Raw genomic sequence first — 10,815 nt, 5'->3', positions numbered from 1 at the left:
AGCATCTGGTAGCCGGCATCGGCTGCCATGTTGATGTCGAACGGGCTCATCTGCTTGCCCGGCGTGAACATGTGAAGGATATAGGGGCGGTCCATGGCAATCGTCTCGGTGGATGTCGCTGAAAAGGTGTGTGTAGCGCAGGCGGCGGTGGCAGATGCGTTGTCTTGTGCTGCTATGGCGGCGGCGCGCCGGCATCGACGACCGCGCCCTGGTTGCGGGCGGCGACGATGGGCGTGTGCAGGGCGGCGTCGACCACCCCGGCTGCGCGCGCCGCATCGAGCAAGGCTTGCGCCTCGATGCCGCAAGGCAGGATGGCGAAGCCGGTCGGTCCCCAGGAGCTCTGACCAGTGGCCGCCGTGCCGTGGCCGGCGATCCATTCACACGCTCTGGAGACCGCCGGGCTGGCATAGCCGCTGCCGCCCTGCGCCGGCGCGAAGTGGCTGCCGACGAGTTGCTGCACGCGGCTCACGCCTGCCGCGAAGCTGGCGAAGTCGGCCGTGGCCGCGCCCGGCAGCACGCGCATCAGTACTTCATGGCAAACCGCGGCAGCGTCCTCGCGCGCGAACGGCGGCAGCGCCGACAGCGCGGCCTTCTCGTCGGTGCCGCTCAGGCCGCGCCGGGCGGGGTCGAGCAGCAGCAGCACGCGCCAGTCTGCGGGCAGGTCGAAGCGCGCCAGCAGCGGCGCGGGCGTGCCGTCTTCTCCGGGGCCGCCGTCGAGCAGCAGTCCGCCGTGGTCGAAGCCCGCGATGCCCACGCCCGAGCGCAGACCGCGGCCGAGCAGGCGGGCGATTTCGGCGGTAGCGAGCGACAGGCCGTGCAAGGCGGCGAAGGCCCGGCCGATGGCCAGCGCCAACTGCGTGCCCGAGCCGAAGCCCGCATGGGCGGGCAGCACCTGAGCGAGATGCAGGTGGACCGGCGTTCGTGAGCCGGTGGCGCGCTGCAGGTCGGCGAGGTGTTCGCGGGCGCGCCCCAACTCGGCCTGCGCGGCGGCCCCATCGGCACTCATGCGCGGCTCATCGGTGCGCTTCAGTTCGACCACGGTCTCGAAGCCGTCGATCACCAGGCCCAGGCTGCCGAAGCGCCGGCCGAGCGAGGCGGACGGGTCGAGGAAACCGAGATGCAGGCGGCCGGGCGCACTGACGCGGATGCAGCGGTTCGGGCGGGTGTGAGCAGGCAAGGCAGGGGGCATGGCGGGCGCAGGTTCGGTGCCTTGAATGCAAGCCCCGTTCCCGCGGCTCAATGACGTGCCTGCGGCGGGATGTCAGCGCCGGTGCGGCGCGTCGGCGCGGAGCTTGTGTCGAAGCCAGCACAGTGTGTCATGCGCACACCGGCCCTCAGGTCCGCCACACACGGGGCGAACAGGCGGCAAGTCCCCAGGCTTGTTCGCGCCATTGCTCCCGCACCGCGGTGAGCAGCGTCCACGCCGTCTCGACGTTCGGCGCCAGCACCCGCAGCACGATCACTCGCTCGTGCGGCGCGGTGCAGCCGCTGGTCGCGGCCAGCGCGTTGCCGGCGCAAACGGCGCGCGTCGCGTCGAGCAGCGACTCGGTCCGTTTGCCGCCGATCGGGGCGCCGCCGGCAAACCACATCGTCGCCATCACGGGATGTCCGGCCCAGCCGAGCGGCGAGTCGAGCAACTGCGGGGCCGCGCCATCCACCGTGCCGCGCTCCAGCCACACGCCGGGCAGCTCGATGTGCTGCGTGATGTGGCCGCGATCGAAGGGCGCGTCGCTGGCCGTCAGGCCGAGCGCGAGCAGATCCCAGCCGATCATCTCGGCGCCCGGCGCCAGCTCGAAGCGCATGCGGTTCTCGGCCAGCGCGCCGGCGTGGCAGATCGTCTCCAGCGGCAGCCACTCGAGGCGCGCGTTCGGTTCGATCCGAGCCCTCACGCTCTGCAAGGCCGACTCGCCGGCACTGCGGTAAAAGCGCGTGGCGCCCGGCGTTGTGACGAGCCCGTGCGCCTGTTCCTCCACAGCAAGATCGATGACGAGTTCATCGCCACCGGCGATGCCGCCGGGCGGGTGCACGAGCACGCCGTGGCAAACGCCCGGCCCTTCGGGGTGCAGGCTTTTCAGCAGCCGCAGCGGGCCGCTGTGGCGGTGCATGGCGACGCTGCGTTCGCCGTCGCGGCGGAAGGTCAGGTCGAGCTGTCCGTGCCAGGCCATCGGGGTTTGCGAATCGAGGTCGGCGAGTATCGCCTTACCCCTTGTGGCGATTCCGTCGTTCGGCTGTCGGACGAGAGGCGGATCGATGGGCAGCGCATGACGCACGGTGCGCGGCACGTGAACAGCGCAACCTCGCAGCAGGCGCCTCGGTCGCAGCAGCTTGCAGCGCGGATGCTGTGCCGGCGCGCGAATCGCCCGGGGAAGAACGCCTCAGTATCGTCATGGCCAGCAGGGCCGTAGCGCCCATGATTGCCGCCGCGATCCAGGCGGTGAGTCTCAAGCCGTCCACGAATGCTTCTCGTGTAGCTGCCAGCAGGGCCGCACCCACATCGGCGGGCAGCGCTGCCGCAGCCGCCGAGGCGGCGCCGAGCGTGCTGCGCGCGGCGTTCATCGCCTCGGGCGTCACACCCGCCGGCATCCCGTCGGTCATGACCGTGCGGTACACGGCTGCGCCAATGCTGCCGAAGACGGCAATGCCGAGTGCCCCGCCGAACTCCGCGCTGGTTTCCGAAATCGCGGCGGCGGCACCGGCGCGCTCCGGCGGTGCCGAGCCGACGATGAGATCGGTGGCGAGAGTGAACACCGGCGCCAGGCCGAGCGAGAGGATGACCGAGGCGCCGATGACCCATTGCGGCCCGTCTTCCGCTCTGACTTGCGCCATCAGCACAAAACCACCCGCCGTGACGGCCAAACCGGCGGCCACCACGTCGGCAGGCCGCCAGCACCGCACGAGCAGCGGCGTGAGCATCGAGCCGACGACGAAGGCCAGTGCCCACGGCACCGTCCACAGCCCGGCGGCAAGGGGCGAGAGCCCGAGCACCAGCTGCAGGTGCTGAGCGATGAAGAGGTAGGCGCCGAACATCGTGAAGCAGCCCAGCGTGTAAGTCGTGAGCAACGCGCTGAACGCCGGCCGGCGGAACAGGGCCAGGTCGATCAGCGGATCGGCGAGCCGCCGCTGCCGACGCAGGAACATCAGGCCCAGCCCCGCGCCGGCCAGGAGGCACAGACCCGGCGCCCAGCCCGGCCCGTGCTCGGCCGTCTGCTTGAGGCCGTAGATGGTGGTGAGTACTGCGGCCAGGGACAGGGCGGCGCTGCTCAAGTCCAAGCGACCGGCCTGCGGATCGCGGAACTCCGGCAGCAGCACCGGGCCGACCATCAACAGCAGCACCATCACAGGCACCCCGACCAGGAACACCGAGCCCCACCAGAAGTACTCCAGCAGCACGCCTCCGACCAGCGGACCGATGGCCGCACCGACCGAGTAGCTCGACACCCAGATGCCGATCGCCAGCGTGCGCTCGCCGGGGTCGTGGAACATGTTGCGGATCAGCGAGAGCGTCGACGGCGCCAACGTGGCGCCGGCCAGGCCGAGCAAGGCCCGCGTGGCGATCAGCATTTCGGCGCTCGTCGAGAACGCCGCAAGCACCGAGGCGATACCGAACGCCGCCGCGCCGATCAGCAGCAGCCGCCGCCTGCCGATGCGGTCGCCCAAGGTGCCCATGGTGATCAGCGCACCGGCGACCATGAAGCCGTAGATGTCGACGATCCACAGCAACTGGGCCGCGCTCGGTTGCAAGGCGGCGCTGAGCGCGGGCACGGCCAGGTTGAGCACCGTCAGGTCCATCGAATAGAGCAGGCAGGGCAGGGCGATGACCGCCAAGCCGATCCACTCGCGGCGGCTCGCCTTGGCGGGCGCAACGGGAACGGTCGTCGTCATCGACGCCCGGGCACGCTCATGGCCGGCCCGGCGGCCGCAAACGCCCGACGTGGATCGATGTTCGTGAATTTCCGATGCAGAACGCGCCTCGGCGATGCCCGGACGTTCGAACGATCAGGCGGCGACTCGCCGGCGTTCGCTGCTGGCGGTGAGCGCCTTGCTCAGCCGCCCCACCCGGTGTCCATGCCATCGCCCCGCAGGCATTGCGCCCGTGCCTGTTCGCCCGGCTCACTACCGCAGCGGGCGCCACCTGTGAGAGCCGGCGGCTGTTTCGGCAACAGCGCAGGAGGTTCGGTCCAGATCGGTAACTTGGGCGCCGGCTCGGCAAAGAAGGTGGCGCCTTGCGGCTCCCCGGCCAGAGAGGTGGGCACCAGGCGCAACGGTGTGCAGGCCGCACAACAGGCGCACAGCAAGGCAAAGACGGCAGTGAGTCGAGGAGAAGGCATGAGGGGGCTCGGGGAAGCCCAGGCGCAGTGGCAATCCACGTGCCGACCCGCTTGTCTTCAATGAGATTTGTACTGCTCCGCGCCGAACAGCATCTTGCGAGCTTCGTCGTCGACCAGCGGCTTGCGCTCCTGGGCCAGCACTTCCACCCCGCGTTGCACGCCAGGCCGACCGGCAATCTCGTCTAACCAACCCTTCAGGTGCGGATAGTCGTTCCACTCGATGCCCTGGTTCTTCCAGGAACGCAGCCACGGAAAGATGGAGATATCGGCGATGCTGTACTCGGCGCCGGCGATATATTTCGATTTAGCCAGGCGCTTGTTCATGACGCCATACAGGCGCTTGGCTTCGTTGGTGTAGCGCTCGATCGCGTAGTCGATCTTCTCAGGCGCATAGACGCGGAAGTGGTGTGTCTGCCCGAGCATCGGCCCCACGCCGCCCATCTGGAACATCAGCCACTGCAGCACTTCGTACTTGGCGCGCAGATCGGACGGCATGAAGCGGCCGGTCTTGGCGGCAAGGTACACCAGGATGGCGCCCGACTCGAACAGCGCAATGCGCTCGCCGTCCGGCCCCTCGGGATCGACGATCGCCGGAATCTTGTTGTTGGGACTGACCGCCAGAAACTCCGGCTTGAACTGATCGCCAGCACCGATATTCACCGCCTTTACGCGGTATGGGAGGCCGCACTCCTCCAGCATGATGTGGACCTTGTGGCCGTTGGGCGTAGCCCAGGAATACACTTCGATCATCGCGTAAGCCTTTGTGAAAAGTATTCGACGGCGTGTCAGGACCGCCTGCTGCGGACACTCTATTCCAACGCTCTGAGCCATGCTCGACTCGATCAAACGCTGGATCGGCGGCAGCCGCGGGAAACCCGACGGACGGGCCGTGCAGGCCTGGGCGCTGCAACGCGGCCTGAGCGCCAAGCGCGTTCGCCAGGACGAGGGCGTCGTGGTCGAAGGCCCCTTGAACGGCAACACGTGGCGCATGGAATGGGGCGTGCCGCAGCGCACTTATCTGCTTGACCGCGAGTTGCGCATGCGCATGGATCTGCGCTTGCCCGCCAGCATGCAGATGCTGATCACCTCGCGAGCGCTCGCCGAAGAACTCGAACAGGCCGCCTACGCGCTCTTCACGCAGGACATGCAGACGCAGATCGACTCCGGCATGCCCGAGGAAATGCGCTGGCTGGCCATGTTCCCGAAAGTGCAGGTCGCGGCGATGAAACCGCTGCGCTCGCGTTTTTCCGCGGTGGCCAATGCACCTGGGCCGCTGAACGTCTGGCTCGACCCGGCGCTGATCGCCAAGCTCGACGAAGCCAGCCGTGGCTGGCTCGCCAATGACGAGCCGATGGTGCTCATGACCTTGCGCGGCCGGCTCTACCTGCGCTTCGAAGCGCTGGAGCCGACGGCTCAAATGCTGGACGGCGCGCTGTCGCTTTACGAGGCGGCTGCAAAAAGCGCGCTGGCGGCGACGCAAGCCGTGAGCGGTCAGCAGCAAGCCTGGCCGACGACCAGTTCCACCGCTTGGCAGAGCCATCTGCCCTCGGACTTTCCCGAGTAAGCCTCTGGGGCGGCATCGCGGCCGCGGTTCATCGTTGTCCGTTCCGAACTGCGCGCGATCAAACTGCGGCGTAGCGGCCCAACTCGAGCTTGGCGATGGCGTTGCGATGGACTTCGTCGGGCCCGTCCGCGAAACGCAGCGTGCGGGCACCTGCATAAAAGTACGCGAGCGGAAAGTCATCGCACACGCCCCCGCCGCCATGCGCCTGAATGGCCCAGTCGATCACTTGGCAGGCCATGCTCGGCGCCACCACCTTGATCATCGCGATCTCCGCCTTGGCGGCCTTGTTGCCGGCCACGTCCATCATCCAGGCGGCCTTGAGCGTGAGCAGGCGCGCCATGTCGATGCGGCAGCGCGCCTCGGCGATGCGCTCGCGTGTCACCCCCTGATCGGCGACCGGCCGGCCGAAGGCCACGCGCGAGGACGCCCGCTTGCACATCAGTTCGAGCGCGCGTTCGGCCAGACCGATCAGGCGCATGCAATGGTGGATACGGCCGGGGCCCAGGCGCCCCTGCGCAATCTCGAAACCGCGGCCCTCACCGACCAGCATGTTGGCGGCCGGCACGCGCACATTCTCGAAAGTGATCTCGCAGTGGCCGTGGGGGGCGTCGTCGTAGCCGAACACCGACAGCGGCCGCACGACGGTGATGCCCTTGGTGTCGCTCGGCACCAGGATCATCGACTGCTGGCTGTGGCGCGGCGCCTCGGGATCGGTCTTGCCCATGAAGATGTAGATCGCGCAGCGCGGATCGCCCGCGCCGGAGATCCACCACTTGCGGCCGTTGATGACGTAGTCATCGCCCTGGCGCTCGATGCGTGCAGCAATGTTGGTCGCGTCCGAAGAAGCCACGTCGGGCTCGGTCATGGCGAAGGCGCTGCGAATCTCGCCGCGCAGCAGCGGCTCCAGCCAGCGCTTCCTGTGTTCGGCGCTGCCGTAGCGCACGAGCGTTTCCATGTTGCCGGTGTCGGGGGCAGAGCAGTTGAAGACCTCGCTGGCCCAGGGCACGCGGCCCATCGTCTCGGCCAGCGGGGCGTACTCCTGGTTGCTCAGGCCCGCGCCCGTGTCGCCAGCGCTTTGCGTCGCCGCGCCGACGCTCTCGGGCAGGAACAGGTTCCACAGACCCTCGGCCTGCGCCTTCGACTTGAGGTCCTCTATCAGTCGCAACGGCGTCCAGCGCTTGCCGGCTTTCGTGTTGACTTCGATCTCGGCCCAGTAAGCCGCCTCGGCCGGGTAGATGTGGCGGTCCATGAAGGCCGCCAGCCGCGCCTGCAATTCCTTGGTGCCCGGCGAGTAGTCGAAGTCCATCGTGTCTCCTGAAGGCGGTTCGGTAGGTCGGCCGACTCAGCGCGAACGCTGCGCGAATGCCCAACCCATTTCGGCCAGCGGCCGGGCGCCGGCGCCGGCCTGTCTGGCCTGCTCGCTGGCCGCCGTGCCGTCGACGACCCGCTTCGCGATGCCTTGCAGGATGCCGGCCATGCGGAACAGGTTGTAGGCCATGTAGAAGCCCCAGTCGGCCATCACCGCGTCGGCGTTCCGACCCACTCCGTCCCGTCCGGTGCGCTCGCAATAACGCTTCACATACTCCCGCTCGCTCGGAATGCCGAGCGCCGCCAGGTCCAGACCGCCGATGCCGCGGAAGGCGCCGGGCGGGATGTGCCAGCTCATGCAGTGGTAGCTGAAGTCGGCCAGCGGATGGCCGAGCGTGGAGAGCTCCCAGTCCAGCACTGCCAGAATGCGCGGCTCGGTCGGGTGGAAGATGAGGTTGTCGAGCCGGTAGTCGCCATGAACGATGCTCGTTTGCGACGCATCCAGCGCGCTCTGCGGAATGTGCTGCGGCAGCCACTCGATCAGCCGGGCCATCGCGTCGATCGGCTCGGTGATCGAGGCCTGGTACTGCCGGGTCCAGCGCCCGATCTGGCGCTCGAAATAGTTGCCCGGCTTGCCGAAGCCAAGCAGCCCGCAAGCCTCGACATCGACCCTGTGGAGTGCGGCGATCACGCGGTTCATCTCGTCGTAGATTGCGCCTCGCTCGGCCGTGCTCATGTCGGGCAAGGCCTGGTTCCACAGCACGCGGCCTTGCACAAACTCCATGATGTAGAAGGCCCGGCCGATCACGGATTCGTCTTCGCACAGAAGGTGCATCCGGGCCACCGGCACGTCGCTGCCGGCCAGCGCGCGCATCACGGTGAACTCGCGCTCGACCGCGTGCGCCGAGGGCAACAGCTTGACGACCGGGCCGGGCTTGCTGCGCATCACATAGCTGCGCGAAGGCGTCATGAGCTTGTAGGTCGGATTCGACTGGCCGCCCTTGAACTGCTCAACGGCGAGCGGTCCACCGAAGCCGTCAAGGTGCGGCTCGAGGTAACGCTGTAACGCCGCGATGTCGAAGCTGTGCTGAGCGCCGACAGGTCGGGTGCCGGTGTAGTCGTCCATGGCGGCGGGGCGTGTGCGGTCAGTGCAAAGTCGTCAGCGTTCGGCAAACGCAAGCAGCTTCTGGCGCGAGAGCACCACGAGGCGCGTGGGCCCAACCCTCACCGCGCCGTCGCGCTCGAAGCTCTTGAGCTCCTGGTTCACGCGCTGGCGCGAGGCACCGAGCAATTGCGCCAAGTCCTCCTGCGCGAGCTGCAGGCCAATGCGGATTTCTTCGCCTTGACTGATGCCGTAGCTGCGCGCGAGCAGCAGGGTAAGTGAGCGTGACCTGCTTGCCCGACAGCGACACCGAACTCACCCGGATCGCCCCCTTGGCCACGCCACACCATTCGCCGGCCGGTGCGCCGCGGCTCGTGAGCATCGCGCCGTCCGACAAGCGACGCACCTGCGCGCGAGCCAGGATCGCGTTGCGCAAAGTCTGCGATAGCTTGCTGAACCATGGGCCCGAGTCGATGTGATGTTGCTCGACGATTGTAAGAACGGGGGTATTCATGTTTTGTCCCTGACGTGACAGCATCGCTTTCCTTGCGCGGCCTATTGTCAGGCTGCACCGTCACCTGGAGGAGTCGCCATGAACGCTGCCGATCTCGTGATCGAGAGCCGTCGAACGCATGCGAGCCCGGGCGAATGGCAGGCCAGAGTCGACCTCGCCGCGGCCTACCGGCTGGTCGCGCATTTCCGTTGGGACGACCTCGTTTTCACGCACATCACCTTGCGCGTGCCCGGCACCGATGACCAATTCCTCATCAACCCCTACGGCCTGCTGTTCGACGAGATCACGGCGTCGAGTCTGGTCAAGATCGATCTGTCCGGCAACAAGCTCGACGACACGCCGTTCGCCGTCAATCCCGCCGGCTTCACCATCCACAGCGCCATCCATGCAGCACGCCACGACGCGGCCTGCGTGCTGCACACGCACACCCTGAACGGCGTGGCGGTGGCGGCGCAGGCGGGCGGGGTGTTGCCGATCTCGCAGCAGTCGATCTTCGTGCTGGCCGGCCTGAAGTACCACGACTACGAAGGTGTGGCGCTGCGCGATGACGAGAAGCCGCGTCTCGTGGCCGACCTCGGCGAGAGCAACTTCCTCGTGCTGCGCAACCACGGCCTGCTCACGCTCGGCGCGACGGTGGCCGATGCCTTTCTCAACATGTACCTGTTCGAGGCGGTCTGCGCCATCCAGGTCCGGGCACAGGCCGGCGGTGGTGAGCTGAGGCGGATCGAGCCGGGGATCATCGCCACCGCACAGCAGCAGGCGCAGCAGGTCACGCGGGGGCAGGGCGGTGCGCTGGCGTGGCCGGCGCTGCTGCGCCGGCTGGACCGCATCGATCCCGGCTACCGCAACTGAATCAAAGCCCGGCGCGGTACTGCGCCAGCAGCTTTTCCATGGTCGTGTAGCGTTCACGCTCGTGCAACCACTGCGTCGGCGCCAGGTTGATGCTGCGCACCACCGTCTCGCCGGTGCTGGCGATGTCGAGAACGTTGATGCAGGCCGGCTGCTGCTCGAGCCGGCCGAAGAAAGCCCGCTGTCCGGCCAGCGCAGCAGAAATCAGTGCGCGGTTCACGCCGCCATGCAGCACCAGCAGCATCGACTGCCAGTCGCTCCGCGCGCACAGCGCCTCGAACGCGGGCAGCGCACGGTCCAGCAGTTCGCCGATCGATTCGCCGCCCAGGAAGCGCTGGCTCTCCACATCGGCGCGGGCGCGGAAGGCGCCCAGAAAGGCCTGTTCGAGCTGATCGGGCGGGATGTCGGCCAGGCGCCCGCTGCGAATCTCCCGCAGCGCGGGGTGGTGTTCGAGCGAGAGGTTCTGTCCGGCCGCTGCGAGCACGCGCTCGGCGGTCTGCACCGTGCGCGGCAAGCCGCTCACCAGCGCGCGGTCGAAGTGCACGCCGCACTGCCTGAAAAGCTCACCGGCTGCGTCGGCCTGCCGTTCGCCCTCGTCGTTGAGCGCAACAGCGTCTGGAGGCAGCGGCGCGCCGTCGGAGCCGAAATAGTCGACCGACCCATGCCGCATCAGGTACAGACGCCGACGCGACGCAGACACGCTCATGGAGCCCGCCTGTCAGGAAAAACGAGGGGCTCGCTTTTCGAAGAAAGCCTGCAGGCCTTCAGCGCCGTTGGCATTGAAAAGATTGTCGACAAAGTGAGTGCTTTCCGCTGCCAAGTGCTCGCCGAGTGTGCGCACGCGTGCCTGGTTCACAAGCTCCTTTGCACTGGCCAGCGCATTGGGAGCGAACGCCGCAAGTTCTTCGGCCATGCGCAGAGCTTGGGGCAGCGCTTCACCGCTGTCTGTCACGCGATTGACAAGGCCCCAGGTGTGCAGTTGACGCGCGGTGGCCGCCTCGCCCAGCCACAGCAATTCGAGCGCAAGCGCGCGCGGCAGGAAGCGCGCGAGGTGCCAGCTGCCGCCGCCGTCGGGCGACAGGCCCACGCGTCCGTAGGCCATGAAGAAGCGCGCGTCCTCGGCGGCAATCATCAAATCGCAGGCCAAGGC

At 67.9% G+C, this 10,815-nt stretch carries 10 protein-coding genes and 2 pseudogenes; 2 read left to right on the top strand and 10 right to left on the bottom strand.

The genetic code is table 11. The features are described from left to right. The 5 genes and pseudogenes from H0W38_RS07975 to H0W38_RS07955 form a co-directional block, all read right to left on the bottom strand. Window positions 1-95: pseudogene (locus H0W38_RS07975) on the bottom strand (methylenetetrahydromethanopterin dehydrogenase); the annotation flags it as partial. 77 nt (window positions 96-172) lie between these two features. Further along, window positions 173-1,189, bottom strand: a complete 1,017-nt coding sequence (locus H0W38_RS07970) for a beta-ribofuranosylaminobenzene 5'-phosphate synthase family protein (RefSeq protein ID WP_292452709.1) — start codon at window positions 1,187-1,189, stop codon at window positions 173-175. A 145-nt stretch (window positions 1,190-1,334) separates the two neighbouring features. Beyond that, window positions 1,335-2,165 carry an urease accessory protein UreD gene (locus tag H0W38_RS07965; protein WP_292452707.1) on the bottom strand — a complete coding sequence of 277 codons (831 nt, stop codon included), beginning with the start codon at window positions 2,163-2,165 and terminating at the stop codon, window positions 1,335-1,337. A gap of 34 nt (window positions 2,166-2,199) precedes the next feature. Beyond that, a complete protein-coding gene (locus H0W38_RS07960) occupies window positions 2,200-3,882 on the bottom strand; it encodes an MFS transporter (RefSeq protein ID WP_292452705.1) in 1,683 nt (560 codons plus the stop codon). A gap of 503 nt (window positions 3,883-4,385) precedes the next feature. Further along, on the bottom strand, window positions 4,386-5,078 hold the full coding sequence (locus H0W38_RS07955) for a glutathione S-transferase N-terminal domain-containing protein (RefSeq protein WP_292452703.1): 693 nt from the start codon (window positions 5,076-5,078) through the stop codon (window positions 4,386-4,388). A 79-nt stretch (window positions 5,079-5,157) separates the two neighbouring features. On the opposite strand from H0W38_RS07955, the gene H0W38_RS07950 reads away from it, so the two are divergent. Beyond that, complete coding sequence (locus H0W38_RS07950; protein WP_292452702.1) at window positions 5,158-5,892, top strand: hypothetical protein; 735 nt, start codon at window positions 5,158-5,160, stop codon at window positions 5,890-5,892. A 58-nt stretch (window positions 5,893-5,950) separates the two neighbouring features. Here H0W38_RS07950 and H0W38_RS07945 read toward each other — a convergent pair whose 3' ends face one another. The 3 genes and pseudogenes from H0W38_RS07945 to H0W38_RS07935 form a co-directional block, all read right to left on the bottom strand. Continuing rightward, the gene (locus tag H0W38_RS07945; protein WP_292452701.1) at window positions 5,951-7,198 is read right to left on the bottom strand and encodes an acyl-CoA dehydrogenase family protein; all 1,248 of its coding nucleotides are present in this window, start codon (window positions 7,196-7,198) and stop codon (window positions 5,951-5,953) included. A gap of 36 nt (window positions 7,199-7,234) precedes the next feature. Then, window positions 7,235-8,326 (bottom strand): phosphotransferase, encoded by a 1,092-nt coding sequence (locus H0W38_RS07940; protein ID WP_292452700.1) that lies wholly within the window; start codon window positions 8,324-8,326, stop codon window positions 7,235-7,237. Between the two features lie 33 nt (window positions 8,327-8,359). Beyond that, window positions 8,360-8,816 (bottom strand): annotated as a pseudogene (locus H0W38_RS07935) (helix-turn-helix domain-containing protein). Window positions 8,817-8,894: 78 nt separating this feature from the next. Between H0W38_RS07935 and H0W38_RS07930 the strand changes: the two are divergent. Next, the gene (locus H0W38_RS07930; RefSeq protein WP_292452698.1) at window positions 8,895-9,668 is read left to right on the top strand and encodes a class II aldolase/adducin family protein; all 774 of its coding nucleotides are present in this window, start codon (window positions 8,895-8,897) and stop codon (window positions 9,666-9,668) included. A 1-nt stretch (window position 9,669) separates the two neighbouring features. Here the strand turns inward: H0W38_RS07930 and H0W38_RS07925 are convergent, their stop codons facing one another. After that, window positions 9,670-10,371: a histidine phosphatase family protein gene (locus H0W38_RS07925; RefSeq protein ID WP_292452697.1), complete on the bottom strand. Its 702-nt coding sequence runs from the start codon at window positions 10,369-10,371 to the stop codon at window positions 9,670-9,672. Window positions 10,372-10,383: 12 nt separating this feature from the next. Further along, window positions 10,384-10,815: enoyl-CoA hydratase-related protein (locus H0W38_RS07920; protein ID WP_292452696.1), on the bottom strand; the 432-nt coding region annotated here is incomplete at its 5' end.

It is taken from the genome of Methylibium sp. (assembly GCF_013817365.1).
Taxonomy (GTDB): domain Bacteria; phylum Pseudomonadota; class Gammaproteobacteria; order Burkholderiales; family Burkholderiaceae_C; genus Methylibium.
The sequence above is the reverse complement of the archived record's forward strand: the minus strand, read 5'-3'. Positions and strand labels throughout refer to the sequence as shown.